The following is a 16,109-nucleotide window of genomic DNA, read 5'->3' as shown; positions in this document are numbered from 1 at the left end:
GGCATTGCTAACTAATCGTAGTTGAATAATTACGGAGATTGACTGATGAATAAAAGGATGCCGGCATGGAGTGTGATCGCAACGCTTGCAGCCGCAACACTGGCCGCGTGCGGTGGCGATGACACATCGTCCACGACGCTGGGGCGCACCACGAGCGCACCGGCTGTCGCCCCGTCGAGCTCGGGCGCCACGTTGGTCGCATCGGAGCGGGATAGATTTGAAAAAATCGCCCCCGCCGACAAGGTGCTGAACGACGGCAACATCTACGATACGAAAAAAGACGGGTCGATCGCGCTATCCAAGGTCAATGAGGACTCCTCCGTCAAGCGGCACACCATTACGATCAACGGCAAGGTTCTGCCGTATGTCGCCCGAGCCGGGCATCTGGTCGCCTATCGCGGAAATGGAACCGGCAAGAAAGCCGAAGCGGCGATCTTTTACACCTCGTACACCCGAGATGGGCTGCCCAAGGAGAATCGCCCGGTCACGTTCTTATGGAACGGCGGCCCTGGCTCATCCTCCATTTGGCTGCACATGGGTTCGTGGGGGCCGAAACGTTTGAAGTCCGATGCGCCGACCATAGCCGACTCCACAAGGCAACCCGTCAGTTTCCCGTTCGAGGACAATGCGATTTCCATGCTCGATCAGTCGGACATCGTTTTCGTCGATCCGCCGGGTACGGGTCTTTCCACGGCGATCAGCCCGCTCAAGAACGGCGATCTGTGGGGGACCGACAGCGATGCCCAGGTGGTCGCGGATTTCATTGTTAGTTATACGAACAAATACAATCGGCAGAGCTCGCCGAAGTATTTGTACGGCGAATCCTATGGCGGTATCCGCACGCCGATCGTCGCCAACCTGCTGGAGCAGGCGGGTACCAGCGGCTACGCTGCCGATCCATCAGGAAAACCGGCCAAGGTCCTGGCGGGATTCATCCTCAACTCGCCACTCGTCGACTACAACTCCAATTGCGACATAGTTGATGGCGTGAGCTGTGAGGGATTTATTCCGTCCTACGCAATGACGGCGGATTACTTTAAAACGTCCACGAAGCGCGGCACGCAAACCCAGGAGCAGTATCTCGGCGAGTTGCGCACGCTGGCGAAAACCACGTTCCGGCCCACATCCGGCACGTATTTCGATTCAACAGGGAGGCCAAACAGCCAATGGAAGACGTACTCGGCAAGCGCGGAGGGGCAGGCGCGCCTGAACCGGTTGGCGGACTATACCGGCATTCCTGCCGAAACCTGGAAAAACAGCTTTAACTACAAACCGCGTTCATTCAGATCGGCGCAGGTTCCCGGATATACCCTGGGCCGCTATGACGCGCGCATGAAGGTGCCGAACGGAAACAGCTTCCAGGCGGACGAATACATCAACGTGGCGTTCCTCAACCAGGTCAAGACGTACTTCCCTGATTTCGTGAACTACAAGAGCACGTCAAGCTACGAACCGTCGAACAAAGCAACGATCCGCAACTGGGAATGGGAGCGAGCCGGTAGCAAACGCCATTATCCGCAGAGCATCACCGACATTCAGGCGGTCTTGACTGCCAACCCGGACGCCAAGCTGCTGATTCTCCATGGCTATCAGGACATAGCAACGCCGGGTTTTCAAACCGAGCTCGACCTCGAAGGGGTCAAGCTGAGCGATCGGATTCCGGTCAAGTGGTTCGAGGGCGGCCATATGATCTACAACGCTGAAATATCGCGCGAGCCGCTGAAACGGGCGATTGACAGCTATTACCAGTCGCCGGCGCGTGCTGCCGACGGCTCCTTACTGTAATCCAGGCGAGGACAGACATGAAAATCACGACGTTCCTTTTTTCCAGCACGGCCGCCATTGTCGTCGCAATGTCGAGCATCGGTGTGGCGTTTGCCTATGACGACTTGCCGAAACCGCCGCCTCCGCCAGAAGGCTGGGTCCCGCCGCCCAAACAATCTGAAAACTCCGTGATGCAGGACGTGGAGAGCCAAATTGCGCAACGATTCACCACCGCGACGGGCGGCAATCCCAATGGGATGCTGTCGCAGCAGCAAGCCAGGGCTGCCGGCTGGGGCTTGGTCAGCGATCATTTTTCCGAGATCGATCGGGCCGGAAGCGGGTACGTTCGACTCGACGATGTATTGCGATTCATGTCGGAGCGCACACCGCAACGCATCATGCGCATGAAGAACGCGGGGAAACTCGACCAGCGCTCCTGACGTGTGGAAGGTTCCTCGCCCGCTGCGGCGGGCGAGGAATCACGTTGATGGGGGGCGATGTCGAGGCGCTGCTAGGTGTCGTCGAGCATCGTCTGCAGTTGCATTGGCCGTTATCGCGATCGTAATCCTGGCGTCGGCGTGCTCAAGCTGGACTGCCGACAAGCAAAATTTCGATATCAGATAGGTTCACCGGCAGCGCCCCCGAACGCCACCTCAGCCGTTTCCACCGCCACCCGCGTCGACATCGCGTTCACGGCGAACTTGTGAATCAACTCGCTGACCGTCGTGCAGCAATCCGACAACACGGTCACGCCGTATTTCTCCGCCGACTTCGAGATCGCCGTATGGGTCACGCAGTTCTGCGTCATCATCCCGCCAATTAGCAGATCGTCGACGCCGAGGCGTTGCAAGGTGTCATCGAGCGTGGTCTGCCAGAAACTGTCGGCAAATGCCTTGACGACGACCGGCGCATCGGGCGCGGCAGCCCGGATACGGGGATGAATTTCCACGCCTGCGGTATCCGCATCGAACAAGCCGCTGCGTGGCCCTTGGCTCACGTGCTGGACGAGAATCACCGGAATACCCAGCGCATGCGCCTTGCCGATCGCCTGCTCGGCGTTGGCCAGCGTTGCCTCGGGGTTCCAGAGCGGCAAGGCGCCGTCGGGGAAATAGTCGTTCTGCAGGTCGATAACGACCAGTGCGCGTTTGCGATTCGTCATGCGTGTGCCTCGAGGGTGGGGGTGAACGAGGCCTCATCATGGCGTCCGAACGCACATTCAGCGAGTGGCCCACATGTCGTTTGACGATAGAATCGGGCCAATCTGATTTTCCTGAGGCATGCCGTGTCGCCACCCGTCATCGCGGTCGTCGCTTTCGACCGGATCAGCCCGTTTCACCTGTCGGTGCCGTGCATCGCGTTCGAGTCCGAGAAAACCGACGAGCCGCCGCATACGCTGAAAGTCTGCGCCGCCGAACCGGGGCCGTTGCGTACCACGGCCGGCTTCGAGATCGTCGCGCGGCACGGTTTGTCGGCGCTGCGCACGGCCGACATCGTCATCGTCCCGACTTGGCGCGATCCCGACGAACGGCCGCCCGAGCGCCTGCTTCGTGAATTGGCGGCGGCGCATCGGCGCGGCGCGCATCTGGTGGGCTTGTGCCTCGGCGCCTATGTGCTGGCGGCGGCCGGGTTGCTGGACGGCCGCCGTGCGACCACGCACTGGGCCTTTGCCGAGCACTTCGCGGCGCGTTATCCAGCGGTGCTGCTGGCGCCCGACGTGCTGTATGTCGAGGACGCGAACGTCCTGACCTCGGCCGGGTCTGCCGCCGGCATCGATTGTTGTCTGCATATCCTGCGTCAGCGCTACGGCTGCGAAGTCGCGAATCGGGTGGCGCGGCGGCTCGTGGTGCCGCCGCATCGGCAAGGCGGCCAGGCGCAGTTCGTCGAGTTGCCGGTGCCGGCCGCGGAGGGCGGCTCGCGGCTGTCGGCGCTGCTGGATTGGACGAGAGGGAATCTGGCTCAGGCGCACACGCTGGATTCGCTGGCGAATCGCGTGCTGATGAGCCGACGGACGTTCACGCGTCATTTCCGGCAACTGACCGGCACGACGGTGAATGCGTGGTTGACACGCGAGCGGCTCGCGCTGGCGCAGCGCTTGCTGGAAACGACGGCGATGCCGGTCGAGCACGTGGCGGATGCCACGGGGTTCGGCTCGGCGGTGTCGATGCGCCAGCATTTTTCGCGGGCATTCGGGGTGTCGCCCGCCGCGTGGCGGACGACGTTTACGGGAGCGGGAGAGGGTGACCGGCGTTAACGGCGGTGCCTGGCCTGTCAAACCTCACACGTCCACCACCAACCTCGCCCGCACCGCGCGAATCCGCCGATCCACGAAATACCCGCCGCCTTCCGTATAACGCGGCATCACGCGACCGCAAATCAAAACGAGCCCGCAACTTTTCCAGAACCGAGTGTTGGAAATCGTCAAACGAGTATCTGTAAATGACGAAGCGCCTCGGCATATTTGGGAAATTTGAAATTCGATGTCATTGCAGGCGGTCGGTGGACGGATCAGCAATTTGGAATGCCAATGCGTCCGGCTCGTTTCATTCGAGGAGCCTTGCCGACGATCATGGAACCGAAGACCGGAAGCTGCGTGTTCGCGGCGGCTGCTACGCTGCCTGAACGGCTTGTCGGCGGAGGCGAACGCAGCCGGTAAGCCGCTCGCGTCTAGGGAGCATTGCGCCCGGCAAGGGCTACGGCTGCCGTCGATGCCGCATCCATCGTGCACACGGGATTGAGCACACAGAGCGCCCAAGTTTCGGCCGCTACGGTCTGACAAATCGCGTGATCGTAATCTTTAATACGAATCTCGTCGTCTTGCCCGGCAATTTGTCGACTTTTGTCATGGAGCATTGCACCGTTAATTAGGATGCTATTTCATTACGTTTTTATTGCTTTTGGTTGCAAACTGATTTCAGTTTGTTTGGTCATACTAAAAAAGACGATCATGAAAAGCGTGGAGACAAGGCTGCGGACGGGGATTGCTTTCGTCGTTAAATCCGGCGTTCGGCTTGGGATTTTTCTCGTGCCGGCAGCCAGTCCAACTGGCTGGATGCGGCGATGACGAGACCTCGTCGTCACGCACGCACGGAGTCGCTCAGCCCCGGGGCGTCGAGCCAAACGACATCGCTCCGGGGCATGACGGCCCACCGTCAACGACGGCATGGTTTTACCGTGGCTGTCGATGCGCTTGCCGCTGAAGCTCCTGTCATCGTGCGGCCGTCGGTGTATTACGCCGATAACCCCTTGCGAACGCGACCCGCTACGCCGGTGCGATTCGGGGGCGATGCGTGCTCGCTTCGTGCCTGCCGTCACCAACATCAAGGCGACGCTGTCAGTGGACGGGAACGACGTCATGTGGGGTTGGGCGAATCCGCGCTTCTACAAGGGGCTGGACGTCGAGCAGGCGATCGCAGCGAACGCCGACTACGACTTCTCGTTGGAGATGATGCCGCGTGATTTCACGGTGCTGCCGGGGAGCAAGGTCAAGTTGAAAATCGAAGGCTATCAAGGCACCGCACTCGTCACGCTCGATTTGTTGCATACCACGCTCGAGATGCCGGTCGTGCCGAAGGCACATGTTGCGGCAGTCATGATGGTGCAGTAAGGCTCGAATCGATCGGTTGCGTGATGGTTCGGGCCGGATCGTTGTAGTTGGCATGACTAACTAATCGCAGTTGAATAATTACGGAGATTGACTGATGAATAAAAGGATGCCGGCATGGAGTGTGATCGCAACGCTCGCAGCCGCAACACTGGCCGCGTGCGGTGGCGACGACACATCGTCCACGACGCTGGGGCGCACCACGAGCGCACCGGCTGTCGCCCCGTCGAGCTCGGGCGCCACGTTGGTCGCATCGGAGCGGGATAGATTTGAAAAAATCGCTCCGGCCGACAAGGTGTTGAACGACAGCAACATCTACGATACGAAAAAAGACGGGTCGATCGCGCTATCCAAGGTCAATGAGGACTCGTCCGTCAAGCGGCACACCATTACGATCAACGGCAAGGTTCTGCCGTATGTCGCCCGCGCTGGGCATCTGATCGCCTATCGCGGAAATGGAACCGGCAAGAAAGCCGAAGCGGCGATCTTTTACACCTCGTACACCCGAGATGGGCTGCCCAAGGAGAATCGCCCGGTCACGTTCCTATGGAACGGCGGCCCTGGCTCATCCTCCATCTGGCTGCACATGGGTTCGTGGGGGCCGAAACGTTTGAAGTCCGATGCGCCGACCATAGCCGACTCCACAAGGCAGCCCGTCAGTTTCCCGTTCGAGGACAATGCGATTTCCATGCTCGATCAGTCGGATATCGTTTTCGTCGATCCGCCGGGTACGGGTCTTTCCACGGCGATCAGCCCGCTCAAGAACGGCGATCTGTGGGGGACCGACAGCGATGCCCAGGTGGTCGCGGATTTTATTGTTAGTTATACGAACAAATACAATCGGCAGAGCTCGCCGAAGTATTTGTACGGCGAATCCTATGGCGGTATCCGCACGCCGATCGTCGCCAACCTGCTGGAGCAGGCTGGCACCAGCGGCTACGCTGCCGACCCGTCCGGAAAACCAGCCAAGGTCATGGCGGGATTCATCCTCAATTCGCCGATCGTTGACTACAATTCCAATTGCGACACGGCTCCTGGCGTGAGCTGTGAGGGATATATCCCGTCCTATGCAATGACGGCGGATTACTTTAAAACGTCCGTGAAGCGTGGCACGCAAACCCAGGAGCAGTATCTCGGCGAGTTGCGCACGCTGGCGAAAACCACGTTCCGGCCCACATTCGGCACGTATTTCGATTCAAACGGCGAGCCGAACAGCCAATGGAAGACGTACTCGGAGAGTGCCGAGGGGCAGGCGCGCCTGAACCGGTTGGCGGACTATACCGGCATTCGTGCCGAAACCTGGAAAAACAGCTTTAACTACGATCCGAGTTCATTCAGCACGACGCTGGTTCCCGGATATACCCTGGGCGTCTATGACGCGCGCATGAAGGTGAAGAACGGAAGCCAATTCAATGCGGACAATTACATCGACGTGGCGTTTCTCAACCAGGTCAAGACGTACTTCCCTGACTTCGTGAACTACAAGAGCACATCAAGCTACGAACCGTCGAACGAAGCAACCATCCACAACTGGAAATGGCAGCGAACCAATAGCAAAGACTGGAACCCGCAGAGCATCACTGACATCCAGGCGGTCTTGACTGCCAACCCGGACGCCAAGCTGCTGATTCTCCACGGCTACCAGGACATCGCCACACCGGGTTTTCAAACCGAGCTTGACCTCGAAGGGGTCAAGCTGAGCGACCGGATTCCGGTCAAGTGGTTCGAGGGCGGCCATATGATCTACAACACTGAAATATCGCGCGAACCGCTGAAACAGGCGATTGACAGCTATTACCAGTCGCCGGCGCGTGTTGCCGACGGCTCCTTACTGTAATCCAGGCGAGGACAGACATGAAAATCACGACGTTCATTTTTTTCAGTACGGCCGCCACTGTCGTCGCAATGTCGAGCATCGGCGTGGCGTTTGCCTATGACGACTTGCCGAAGCCGCCGCCTCCGCCGGAAGGCTGGGTCCCGCCGCCCAAACAATCGGAGCACTCCGTGACGCAGGACGTGGAGAACCAGATCGCGCAACGATTTACCACCGCGGCCGGCGGCAATCCCAATGGGCTGTTGTCGCAACAGCAAGCCAGGGCTGCCGGCTGGGGCTTGGTCAGCGATCATTTTTCCGAGATCGATCGCGCCGGAACCGGGTACGTTCGGCTCGACGATGTATTGCGATTCATGTCGGAGCGCACACCGCAACGCATCATGCGCATGAAGAACGCGGGGAAACTCGACCAGCGATCCTGACGCGTGGAAGGTTCCTCGCCCGCCGCGGCGGGCGAGGAATCACGTTGATGAGGGGCGATGTCGAGGCGCTGCAAGGTGTCGTCGAGCATCGTCTGCGAACTGACAGCGAACGTGTGCAATCTCAAACGTCCACCACCAACGCCGCCCGCACCGCTCGAATCCGCCGATCCACGAAATACCCGCCGCCTTCCGTATAACGCAGCATCACGCGACCGCAAGCCTGGCAGGCCCACACGTCGCATTGGTTATACGGAAAAAATCGCGGCGCGATCGGCGCCTCGGGCGACCAGTAACGAACGCCGTCGGGCAGGTACTCGTCGTAAGACGGCTCCCGCCCGTCGTCGTCCCGCAACGTGCCGACTTGCGCCAGCAGCGTTTCATCGAGCGACAGCGGTTGCGATTGCCAGCCGTCGAGCGGCGTCTTGTGGCAAGCACAATCGGCGCGCTGGGTGGCTTCGGCGCGTTCGGCCAGCGCGCGCAAGGCGCTGGCGTCAAGGGGCGGGGTCATCGGTCGGTCTGCCGTGAAATCGGGTCGAGACCGACAAGTGTAGACGGATATGCGTCGACGAGCGCAGCGGATTGGCGAGCGGGCCAATGATCGCGCGTCACGAAAACGGGAAATCAGGGTGAGACGGGATGCGGCCTGGAGGGGAAGGCGATCGCCTGAGCGCGAAACGCTAACGGGGCCGGCTGCATGCGGCTGACATCTGAAAACTGCGGAAAACTGCGAAAAAACTACGACGAAACCGGGAAGATCAGGAGCGTTGAATCGGACGCGGCGCGGGTTCAGCCACGCGTATCGATCCAATTGCGTGCCCAGCGAGCGGAATGTCGCAACGCGGCGGCTTCGGAGCCGAAATAATCGAGTGTGTAGAACTCGTAGGAGGCGGGCTCGCTGCGAATGTTGGTGCGTTCGAGCGTCAGGTTGGACGAAAAGCTGCCGTCGGGAAGACGATGGGCCGACGGTTTAACGGCGTAGCCGCGATAGTTCTTGAGTGTGTTGTTTTGCATGATGAATCAGTAATGTGTTGGACATGGTGTGTCGTGAGAGAAGTTCGGCATACGCCGCGGAATGATCGGGAATCCGGAGATTCGCTAGTGATCTGCGCCGAGACATGTCCGCGTCGGCGGGCCGGGCACTAGCGCGTGCCAGGCCCGCCGACGCGGGCGAAAACTCAGCGTCGGAAGCTGCGGGCAGGCGGCGCGCCGGACATGGCACGCTCGTCCTTGTGACGGTAGTTGATACGGCCTTTGGTCAGGTCGTACATCGACATCTCGAGTCGAACGCGATCGCCGGCCAGAATGCGGATGTGATTCTTCCGCAGGCGGCCCGACGCGTAGGCGGCCACGACAGCGCCGTTTTCGAGCGTCACGCGATAGCGGCTGTCGGGCAGTACTTCATCGACAACGCCATCCAGTTCCAGCAGCTCTTCCTTTGCCAAATTGATTTCTCCAATGACCGGGTTGATGTTGAGTCGTACGTCGCCCGTCGTGCAACGGGCGCTCCGCACATGTACCGGACAGCGGTATGAATGGCGAGACATCCCGGATGCGGCGTCGAACAGGCAATCGACGGAAAACTAGGTTTGCTTGAGCGGACTTCCGGCCGGTAGCGCCGTAAAGGACTGGACCGATGCCGCTTCTCAGACCGCGTGCAATGTTCGGCACGCGAAAAGAATCAAGGAGGGAGAGGACAACGAATACCGCAGTCTAGCGGTCAGTGATGAGCAGCAATCACGCTTCTTTGATACTTTATTCGCCAGACGTTACACCCTATGACTTGATCAGTCAAGCCATTTCGCCGGCTGGCCCGTTGCTTGCTGCTCCCGTCCGGTGCTCCAGGCGGCCCACGGCGGCACGCACCTCGCGGCCGAATTCGGCCAGCGCGTCGAGGTCGGGCGCCGGCGGTTGCAGCGCCGCCCACAGCACCTCGATCAATTGATCGGCGGTGCGCTCGGTATCGAGCGTGCGCCGCCCGAGGATCGCGTCCCACAGCACATGCTCGATCGGCCCGAACACCAGCGAGCGCAGCAGGCTCAACGGCATGTCGCGGCGGATCAGGCCATCGTCGCGGCCGCGCGCGAGCAGGTTCATCAGCGGGGCGGTGTAGCGGCGTTGCAGTTCACCGAGTTCGTCACCGAGCATCTGCTGCTTGGCGCGGCCCTCGGACAGCACCAGCGCGCACAACCCGGTGCCGTTCACGAGCATCAGCCGCAAATGCGTGCGCACCACGAACGCGAACTGCTCGCGCAACGGCGCGCCGGCCGGCATGCCTGCCTCGAACGTGGCGATGTTCTCGTCGTACCAGTCGGCAATCACGCGCGCGCACAGCTCGCGCTTGCCACGGAAATAGCTGAACACGGTGGCCTCGGACACGCCCACCCGCTGCGCGATCTCGGCGGCGGTGGCGTGCTCGTACCCCTTCTCGGCGAACACCTCGCGCCCGGCGCGCAGGATGTCCTGCACGCGCTGCTGCGATTTGCGTCCGGCGGGCGCGCGGCTGCCGTCGGGACGGTCGGTCTTGAGGGGCAGGTCGGACATGGCGAGTGAACACGAAACGAAGCAATGCGAGCGATGATAGCCGACATCGCCATGAAATTTGAGTGACACTCAAAAAATCATTGACGCCGAAACGACCGCCGCGCGACACTAGCCGCCATCAATCGGCATCGTTCAATCGATCGGCGCCCGGAAAATCCTGAGCACAACTCAGAATGCATCACCCACCGGATCGGCCGAACGCACTTTCTGGAATCGGAGGAGACATGATCAACCTGCCCGGCGTGCAATTCATGCTCGGTGAAGACATCGAGATGCTGCGCGACGCGATCGCCGCGTTCGCAGCCAAGGAAATCGCGCCGCGCGCGGCCGAGATCGACCGCAGCGACCAATTCCCGATGGACCTTTGGCGCAAGTTCGGCGACCTGGGCGTGCTCGGCATGACGGTCGACGAGGAATACGGCGGCGCGAACCTCGGCTACACCGCCCACATGGTGGCGATGGAGGAAATCTCGCGCGCCTCGGCTTCGGTCGGCCTGTCCTACGGCGCGCACTCCAACCTGTGCGTGAACCAGATCAACCGCAACGGCAACGAGGCGCAGAAGCGCCGCTATCTGCCGAAGCTGATCTCGGGCGAGCACGTGGGCGCGCTGGCGATGAGCGAGCCGAACGCCGGTTCGGACGTGGTCAGCATGAAGCTGCGGGCCGACAAGCGCGGCAGCCACTACGTGCTGAACGGCACCAAGATGTGGATCACGAACGGCCCCGATTGCGACACGCTGGTGGTCTACGCGAAAACGGACCTCGAAGCCGGCGCGCGCGGCATGACGGCGTTCATCGTCGAGAAGGGCATGAAGGGCTTCTCGGTGGCGCAGAAGCTCGACAAGCTCGGCATGCGCGGCTCGCACACGGGCGAACTGGTGTTTCAGGATGTCGAGGTGCCCGAGGAAAACGTGCTGGGCGAAGTGGGCAGCGGCGTCAAGGTGCTGATGAGCGGGCTCGATTACGAGCGCGCGGTGCTGGCGGGCGGCCCGACCGGCATCATGGCGGCCTGCCTCGACGCGGTGGTGCCGTATATCCACGATCGCAAGCAGTTCGGCCAGTCGATCGGCGAATTCCAGCTGATCCAGGGCAAGCTGGCCGACATGTACACCACCTTCCAGGCCTGCCGCGCGTATTTGTACGCGGTCGGCCGCCATCTCGATGCCGCCGGCAGCGGGCACGTGCGGCAAGCGCGCAAGGATTGCGCGGGCGTGATCCTCTACACGGCCGAGCGCGCCACCTGGATGGCCGGCGAGGCGATCCAGATCCTCGGCGGCAACGGCTACATCAACGAATACCCGGTCGGCCGGCTCTGGCGCGACGCCAAGCTGTATGAAATCGGCGCGGGCACCAGCGAGATCCGCCGCATGCTGATCGGCCGCGAACTGTTCGCGGAAACGGCCTGAGCCGCCGCGGAGCCGACACGATGCCGATCCTCGAATCGAAACTGAACCCCCGCTCCGACGAATTCCGCGCCAACCAGGCGGCGCTCGACGCGCTGGTGGCCGACCTGCGCGAGAAGATCGAGCGGCTCGCCCAAGGCGGCGGCCAGGCCGCCCGCGACAAGCACGTCGCGCGCGGCAAGCTGCTGCCGCGCGAGCGCATCGCGCTGCTGCTGGACCCGGGCACGCCGTTCCTGGAGCTGTCGCAACTGGCCGCCTACGGCATGTACAACGACGATGCGCCGGGCGCCGGCATCATCACCGGCATCGGCCGCATCGCCGGGCGCGAGTGCGTGATCGTCTGCAACGACGCCACCGTGAAGGGCGGCACGTACTACCCCGTCACCGTCAAGAAGCACGTGCGCGCGCAGGAAATCGCGGCCGAGAACCGGCTGCCGTGCGTCTATCTGGTCGATTCGGGCGGCGCGAACCTGCCGAACCAGGACGACGTGTTCCCCGACCGCGACCACTTCGGCCGCATCTTCTACAACCAGGCGAACCTGTCGGCGGCCGGCATCGCGCAGATCGCCGTGGTGATGGGCTCGTGCACGGCGGGCGGCGCCTACGTGCCGGCCATGAGCGACGAATCGGTGATCGTCAAGGAACAGGGCACCATCTTCCTGGGCGGCCCGCCGCTCGTGAAGGCGGCCACCGGCGAGGAAGTCAGCGCCGAGGATCTGGGCGGCGGCGACGTGCACACGCGGCTGTCGGGCGTGGCGGACCATCTGGCGCAGAACGACGCGCACGCGCTGTCGATCGCGCGCTCGATCGTCGGCAACCTCGGCGCGAAGGCGGCCCCGGCGCACGACCGGTTTGCGGCGGCCGAACCGTTGCCGCCGCGTTACGCGCCGGCCGAGCTGGCCGGCGTGATCCCCGCCGACACGCGCAAGCCGTTCGACGTGCGCGAGGTGATCGCGCGCATCGTCGACGATTCCGCGTTCGACGAATTCAAGGCCCGCTTCGGCACCACGCTCGTGACCGGCTTCGCGCGCATCTGGGGCCGCCCGGTCGGGATCGTCGCCAACAACGGCATCCTGTTCTCGGAATCGGCCGTCAAGGGCGCGCACTTCATCGAGCTGTGCTGCCAGCGCAAGATCCCGCTGGTGTTCCTGCAGAACATCACGGGCTTCATGGTGGGCCGCAAGTACGAGAACGAGGGCATCGCGCGCCACGGCGCGAAGATGGTCACGGCGGTGGCCACCGCCAAGGTGCCGAAGTTCACGGTGATCATCGGCGGCTCGTTCGGCGCGGGCAATTACGGCATGTGCGGGCGGGCGTTCTCGCCGCGCTTCCTGTGGATGTGGCCGAACGCGCGCATTTCGGTGATGGGCGGCGATCAGGCCGCCTCGGTGCTGGCCACGGTGCGCCGCGACGGCATCGAGGCCAAGGGCGGCAGTTGGTCGGCCGACGAGGAAGCCGCGTTCAAGACGCCGATCCGCGAGCAGTACGAACGGCAGGGCCACCCGTATTACGCCAGCGCGCGGCTGTGGGACGACGGCGTGATCGAGCCGGCGCAAACGCGCGACGTGCTCGGCCTCGGCCTGGCCGCTGCGGAAAACGCACCCGTCGAGGACACGCGCTTCGGCGTGTTCCGCATGTAAGGAGGCCGGCATGTCGAACTACGAGACGATCCGCGTCACGCACGCGCACCGCATCGCCACCGTCACGCTGGCGCGGCCCGAGGTGCGCAACGCGTTCAACGAAACGATGATCGCCGAGTTGAGCGCCGCGTTCGGCGCGCTCGATGCAGATGACGGCGTGCGCGCCGTGGTGCTGGCGGCCGAGGGGCCGGCGTTCTGCGCCGGCGCGGACCTGAACTGGATGCGCAAGATGGCCGGCTACGGCGACGACGAGAACCGCGCCGACGCGCGGCGGCTCGCTCGCATGCTGGAGGGGGTCTACCGCTGCGGCAAGCCGGTGATCGCGCGGGTGCACGGCGACGTGTACGCGGGCGGCGTCGGGCTGGTGGCCGCCTGCGACATCGCGATCGCCGCGCAGCCGGCGCGCTTCTGCCTGTCGGAAGCGCGGCTCGGGCTGATCCCGGCCACCATCGCGCCGTACGTGGTGCGCGCGCTCGGCGAACGGGCCGCGCGCCGCTATGTCATGACCGCCGAGGTGTTCGACAGCGCGCGCGCGGCGCAACTGGGCCTGATCCACGAGGCGGTGGCGGCCGACGCGCTCGACACGACCGTCGCGCAACTGGCCGACGCGCTGTGCGCCAACGGCCCCGACGCCGTGCGCGCCGGCAAGCGGCTGGTGGCCGACGTGGCCGGCCGCGCGCTCGACGACGCGCTGATCGACGACACCGCCGACCGGATCGCCGCCACGCGCGCCGGCGCCGAGGCGCGCGAAGGCATCGCCGCGTTCCTCGAAAAACGCACGCCGGCCTGGCGCGCATGACGGGCCACCGCGCCTCGACTGCCCCGACGCCTGCTCGCCAAAACCCGACAACCGAACCCCGACCATCATGTTCGACAAGATCCTGATCGCCAATCGCGGCGAAATCGCCTGCCGCGTGGCCGCGACCTGCCGCCGGATGGGCATCGCGAGCGTCGCCGTCTACTCGGACGCCGACGCGAACGCCAAACACGTCGCCGCCTGCGACGAAGCCGTGCCGATCGGCGGCGCGGCCGCCGCCGACAGCTACCTGCGCGGCGAGCACATCGTGGCCGCCGCGCTCGCCACCGGCGCGCAGGCGATCCACCCCGGCTACGGCTTCCTGTCCGAGAACGAGGCGTTCGCGCAGGCCTGCGCGGCGGCCGGCCTGGTGTTCATCGGGCCGCCCGTCGACGCGATCGCCGCGATGGGCTCGAAGGCCGCCGCCAAGGCGCTGATGCAGCGCGCCGGCGTGCCGCTGGTGCCCGGCTATCACGGCGACGACCAGGACCCGGCGCTGCTGCACCGCGAGGCCGACGCGATCGGCTACCCGGTGCTGCTGAAGGCCAGCGCGGGCGGCGGCGGCAAGGGCATGCGGGTGGTCGAGCGCTCGGCCGATTTCCCGGCCGCGCTCGCCTCGTGCCAGCGCGAGGCGGCCAGCAGCTTCGGCAACGATCGCGTGCTGATTGAGAAATACCTGCAACGCCCGCGCCATGTGGAGGTGCAGGTGTTCGGCGACACGCATGGCCACACCGTCTACCTGTTCGATCGCGATTGCTCGGTGCAGCGCCGTCACCAGAAGGTGCTGGAGGAAGCGCCCGCGCCGGGCCTGCCCGACGCGCAGCGCCGCGCGATGGGCGAGGCCGCCGTGGCGGCGGCGCGCGCCGTCGGCTACGTGGGCGCGGGCACCGTCGAATTCATCGTCACGGGCGAGCAGTTCTACTTCATGGAGATGAACACGCGCCTGCAGGTCGAGCATCCCGTCACGGAGATGGTCAGCGGGCTCGATCTGGTCGAATGGCAGTTGCGGGCCGCCTCGGGCGAGCCGTTGCCGCTCGGGCAGGCCGAATTGAAGGCCAGCGGCCATGCGATCGAGGCGCGCCTGTATGCCGAGAACCCGGCGCGCGGCTTCCTGCCGTCCACCGGCACGCTGCGCCACCTGCGCCTGCCGGACGGCGTGGAGTTCGCGACCGGCGCGGCCGTGCGGGTGGACAGCGGCGTACGCGAGGGCGACGCGATCACGCCGTTCTACGATCCGATGATCGCCAAGCTGATCGTGCACGGCGCGGATCGCGAGGAAGCGCTGAAGCGGATGGCGCGCGCGCTGCGCGAGTGCGAGGCGGTGGGGCTGTCGACCAATGCCGCCTTCCTGCAGCGGATCGTGGCCAGCGAGCCGTTCGCCACCGGCGATCTCGATACGGGCCTGATCGAGCGTCATCATGACGCGCTGTTCGCGCCGCAACCGCTGTCGCCGGTGGCCGTCGCGCTGGCCTGCGCGGCCTTGCTGGCGCGCGACGGTGCGCAGGCGCAAGCGCAAGGAACCGGTGGCGTCGCCACCGGCTCGCCGTGGGCCGCGCTCGGCAACTGGCGGCTCAACGGCGCGTACCGCCGCACGCTCGACTGGCAGTTGCGCGAACGCGAAAGCGGCCTGCGCGTCGAGTACACGCAAGGCGCGGCGGGTGCGCAACTGACGGTGGGCGACGCCGGCCCGCTGCCGTTCACGTGGTCGCGCGGCGCGACGCCGCTCGATTTCGTCGTGACGATCGGCACCCAGCGCGGCACCGGCCGGGTGGTGGTCGAAGGCGAGGCGTTCCACGTGTTCGCGCAGGGCAGCGCCGAGACGTTCGACTGGGCCGATCCGCTGACCCACGCCGGCGACGCCGAACAGGGCGGCGGCCGCCTGACCGCGCCGATGCCGGGCAAGGTGATCGCCGTGCTGGTCGAGCCGGGGCAGGCCGTGGAAGCCGGCGCGCCGCTGCTCGTGATGGAGGCGATGAAGATGGAGCACACCATCGGCGCGCCGAGCGCGGGCGTGGTGGCCGAGGTGCTGTATGCCGTGGGCGATCAGGTGGCCGACGGCGCGCAGTTGATCCGGCTCGACGCGGCAAGCTGAACGCCTTGCCGCGCCG

The 16,109-nt window shown here is 64.1% G+C and carries 14 protein-coding genes and 1 pseudogene; 10 read left to right on the top strand and 5 right to left on the bottom strand.

Translation table 11 applies throughout. The annotated features are described in order from the left end of the window. The first annotated feature begins 45 nt into the window (after nt 1-45). Both AB4850_RS07605 and AB4850_RS07600 read left to right on the top strand, forming a co-directional pair. Entirely contained in the window at nt 46-1,785 is a 1,740-nt protein-coding gene (locus AB4850_RS07605; RefSeq protein ID WP_414439211.1) for a S10 family serine carboxypeptidase-like protein, read from the top strand. A 17-nt stretch (nt 1,786-1,802) separates the two neighbouring features. Further along, a complete protein-coding gene (locus tag AB4850_RS07600; protein ID WP_414439210.1) occupies nt 1,803-2,204 on the top strand; it encodes a hypothetical protein in 402 nt (133 codons plus the stop codon). 176 nt (nt 2,205-2,380) lie between these two features. On the opposite strand, the gene AB4850_RS07595 is transcribed toward AB4850_RS07600, so the two are convergent. Further along, the gene (locus AB4850_RS07595; RefSeq protein WP_414439209.1) at nt 2,381-2,923 is read right to left on the bottom strand and encodes a cysteine hydrolase family protein; all 543 of its coding nucleotides are present in this window, start codon (nt 2,921-2,923) and stop codon (nt 2,381-2,383) included. A 123-nt stretch (nt 2,924-3,046) separates the two neighbouring features. Here AB4850_RS07595 and AB4850_RS07590 point away from each other — a divergent pair, with 123 nt between their 5' ends. The 4 genes and pseudogenes from AB4850_RS07590 to AB4850_RS07575 all read left to right on the top strand — a co-directional run bounded on the left by AB4850_RS07590 (nt 3,047) and on the right by AB4850_RS07575 (nt 7,621). After that, complete coding sequence (locus AB4850_RS07590) at nt 3,047-4,015, top strand: helix-turn-helix domain-containing protein (protein ID WP_414439208.1); 969 nt, start codon at nt 3,047-3,049, stop codon at nt 4,013-4,015. 991 nt (nt 4,016-5,006) lie between these two features. Continuing rightward, nucleotides 5,007-5,368 (top strand): annotated as a pseudogene (locus tag AB4850_RS07585) (Xaa-Pro dipeptidyl-peptidase); the annotation flags it as partial. Nucleotides 5,369-5,462: 94 nt separating this feature from the next. After that, the gene (locus AB4850_RS07580; RefSeq protein ID WP_414439207.1) at nt 5,463-7,202 is read left to right on the top strand and encodes a S10 family serine carboxypeptidase-like protein; all 1,740 of its coding nucleotides are present in this window, start codon (nt 5,463-5,465) and stop codon (nt 7,200-7,202) included. Nucleotides 7,203-7,219: 17 nt separating this feature from the next. Further along, nucleotides 7,220-7,621: a hypothetical protein gene (locus AB4850_RS07575; RefSeq protein WP_414439206.1), complete on the top strand. Its 402-nt coding sequence runs from the start codon at nt 7,220-7,222 to the stop codon at nt 7,619-7,621. A gap of 121 nt (nt 7,622-7,742) precedes the next feature. On the opposite strand, the gene AB4850_RS07570 is transcribed toward AB4850_RS07575, so the two are convergent. The 4 genes from AB4850_RS07570 to AB4850_RS07555 all read right to left on the bottom strand — a co-directional run bounded on the left by AB4850_RS07570 (nt 7,743) and on the right by AB4850_RS07555 (nt 10,162). Then, the gene (locus AB4850_RS07570; protein ID WP_414439205.1) at nt 7,743-8,129 is read right to left on the bottom strand and encodes a hypothetical protein; all 387 of its coding nucleotides are present in this window, start codon (nt 8,127-8,129) and stop codon (nt 7,743-7,745) included. Nucleotides 8,130-8,407: 278 nt separating this feature from the next. Then, nucleotides 8,408-8,632, bottom strand: coding sequence for a hypothetical protein (locus AB4850_RS07565; protein ID WP_414439204.1), 225 nt, complete (start codon nt 8,630-8,632; stop codon nt 8,408-8,410). Nucleotides 8,633-8,796: 164 nt separating this feature from the next. Next, complete coding sequence (gene infA / locus AB4850_RS07560; protein WP_414439203.1) at nt 8,797-9,063, bottom strand: translation initiation factor IF-1; 267 nt, start codon at nt 9,061-9,063, stop codon at nt 8,797-8,799. Nucleotides 9,064-9,409: 346 nt separating this feature from the next. Beyond that, entirely contained in the window at nt 9,410-10,162 is a 753-nt protein-coding gene (locus tag AB4850_RS07555) for a TetR/AcrR family transcriptional regulator (protein WP_414439202.1), read from the bottom strand. 224 nt (nt 10,163-10,386) lie between these two features. On the opposite strand from AB4850_RS07555, the gene AB4850_RS07550 reads away from it, so the two are divergent. From AB4850_RS07550 to AB4850_RS07535, 4 genes are all read left to right on the top strand, one after another. Beyond that, a complete protein-coding gene (locus AB4850_RS07550) occupies nt 10,387-11,568 on the top strand; it encodes an isovaleryl-CoA dehydrogenase (protein WP_414439201.1) in 1,182 nt (393 codons plus the stop codon). A gap of 20 nt (nt 11,569-11,588) precedes the next feature. Next, nucleotides 11,589-13,205, top strand: coding sequence for a carboxyl transferase domain-containing protein (locus tag AB4850_RS07545; protein ID WP_414439200.1), 1,617 nt, complete (start codon nt 11,589-11,591; stop codon nt 13,203-13,205). Nucleotides 13,206-13,215: 10 nt separating this feature from the next. Next, nucleotides 13,216-14,004 (top strand): enoyl-CoA hydratase/isomerase family protein, encoded by a 789-nt coding sequence (locus AB4850_RS07540; RefSeq protein ID WP_414439199.1) that lies wholly within the window; start codon nt 13,216-13,218, stop codon nt 14,002-14,004. 67 nt (nt 14,005-14,071) lie between these two features. After that, on the top strand, nt 14,072-16,093 hold the full coding sequence (locus AB4850_RS07535; RefSeq protein WP_414439198.1) for an acetyl-CoA carboxylase biotin carboxylase subunit: 2,022 nt from the start codon (nt 14,072-14,074) through the stop codon (nt 16,091-16,093). Nucleotides 16,094-16,109: the final 16 nt, after the last annotated feature.

The organism is Burkholderia sp. 22PA0106 (genome assembly GCF_047497155.1).
Taxonomy (GTDB): Bacteria; Pseudomonadota; Gammaproteobacteria; order Burkholderiales; family Burkholderiaceae; genus Burkholderia.
This window is presented reverse-complemented; position numbering and strand designations above follow the sequence as displayed.

Bases quoted from the DNA above. Each gene is read 5' to 3' on its own strand.
- AB4850_RS07580 (WP_414439207.1), top strand. From the start codon at position 5,463: ATGAATAAAAGGATGCCGGCATGGAGTGTGATCGCAACGCTCGCAGCC.
- AB4850_RS07575 (WP_414439206.1), top strand. From the start codon at position 7,220: ATGAAAATCACGACGTTCATTTTTTTCAGTACGGCCGCCACTGTCGTC.
- AB4850_RS07550 (WP_414439201.1), top strand. From the start codon at position 10,387: ATGATCAACCTGCCCGGCGTGCAATTCATGCTCGGTGAAGACATCGAG.
- AB4850_RS07600 (WP_414439210.1), top strand. From the start codon at position 1,803: ATGAAAATCACGACGTTCCTTTTTTCCAGCACGGCCGCCATTGTCGTC.
- AB4850_RS07565 (WP_414439204.1), bottom strand. From the start codon at position 8,632: ATGCAAAACAACACACTCAAGAACTATCGCGGCTACGCCGTTAAACCG.
- AB4850_RS07595 (WP_414439209.1), bottom strand. From the start codon at position 2,923: ATGACGAATCGCAAACGCGCACTGGTCGTTATCGACCTGCAGAACGAC.
- AB4850_RS07605 (WP_414439211.1), top strand. From the start codon at position 46: ATGAATAAAAGGATGCCGGCATGGAGTGTGATCGCAACGCTTGCAGCC.
- AB4850_RS07540 (WP_414439199.1), top strand. From the start codon at position 13,216: ATGTCGAACTACGAGACGATCCGCGTCACGCACGCGCACCGCATCGCC.
- AB4850_RS07555 (WP_414439202.1), bottom strand. From the start codon at position 10,162: ATGTCCGACCTGCCCCTCAAGACCGACCGTCCCGACGGCAGCCGCGCG.
- AB4850_RS07570 (WP_414439205.1), bottom strand. From the start codon at position 8,129: ATGACCCCGCCCCTTGACGCCAGCGCCTTGCGCGCGCTGGCCGAACGC.
- AB4850_RS07545 (WP_414439200.1), top strand. From the start codon at position 11,589: ATGCCGATCCTCGAATCGAAACTGAACCCCCGCTCCGACGAATTCCGC.
- AB4850_RS07535 (WP_414439198.1), top strand. From the start codon at position 14,072: ATGTTCGACAAGATCCTGATCGCCAATCGCGGCGAAATCGCCTGCCGC.